Origin of the sequence: Bartonella sp. AA1HLJMS (assembly GCF_042197445.1) — a bacterium.
Classification (GTDB): domain Bacteria; phylum Pseudomonadota; class Alphaproteobacteria; order Rhizobiales; family Rhizobiaceae; genus Bartonella.
In genome coordinates this window covers 1-1094 of sequence record NZ_JBHIRW010000211.1, presented here as the reverse complement: position 1 = coordinate 1094, position 1094 = coordinate 1, and the positions used below count along the sequence as shown (strand labels likewise).

Below are 1094 nucleotides of genomic sequence, written 5' to 3'. Positions count from 1 at the left end.
GGTCTTTGTGTATCGGTAGAAACGTCGTAAAGAGCCGGTAAGGTAAACCAAAGTCCAAAAAAGAGCATCAATGGTGTCGCAGTTATGAGTGAATAAACGATCCCTTTTAAAGCTTTCATTCCCCCTAGGGCTCCATAGACCCACAAACTATGAAGTGCTTTAAGAGCGAGAAAAAGAGAAATAATCACACAGCAAGTAGAGATTCCTATCAAGATTATGAAGTCGCTTACGTTAAGTACGGAAAAACGTTGTAAGATGACCGAAAATAATAAAATAAAGAAGGCTAAACCACCAAATCGAGGGGACCATACTGCTGCTCTTGAAATTAACCGAACATATCTCTTCTTCATGAAGTTTTTCCCCTCAATTGTAAACTATAAGCCAAGTTTTTTCAGAGTGCCTATCTTACAAAAAGCTTATGCTCATAAAACAAAAATAAAGCACTTATTTTTGAGGTCAAGGATGCGTAATGTCTTATAAGTTTCCAGTGGTTATTTTAGCACTTCATTGAAGGTAATCAGTATTTCTTCTATAGTTTATCATGTTATTGATGCGAACTTTATGGGAATGTTTGTAAATAAAAGAAGTAAACTCAAATAACAAGTTTTACGGTTGTTAGCAGCATATTTTTTAGAACTTTACTCTTGATTTTTCTCTTCTGATTGCGGGGAGTTTTTTCTGTCAGATAATGCGTATCAAATAGGATATGATGATGTGCAATAGAGATTTCATTCTACCTCAATAAAAAATTGAGGGATCTACAATCAGACAAATCTGAATTCGAATATTCAATTAATAGAGAAAAAAGATAACCATTTTGATAGGCTTCATGTATTTTGTATAGAAAGTAAGGTGTTGTACAAATGAGAGGTTAGTCGGTTTTTATTCATAAAATATACGGCAGGTCGCAGATGAAAGGAAAGCTTCACTTTCTTTTTTCGCAAGGGAAGAAGGGACAAAAGTACGTAAAATAACAAACCCTTCATTCAAATTTTTAGCAACCAAAACTGAATTGGTATTTTTTTTAGGTTTTGATTTTTTGAGTTCTATGATTTGTATTGGTTTTCCAATGATAAGATCAAGTGTCGCATCAG

At 33.9% G+C, this 1094-nt stretch carries 2 pseudogenes; both read right to left on the bottom strand.

Annotated features, from left to right (window positions below):
- Positions 1-350, bottom strand: a pseudogene (locus ACFIQE_RS10685) (DUF1499 domain-containing protein); the annotation flags it as partial.
- Between the two features lie 532 nt (positions 351-882).
- A pseudogene (locus tag ACFIQE_RS10680) lies at positions 883-1094 on the bottom strand (hypothetical protein); the annotation flags it as partial.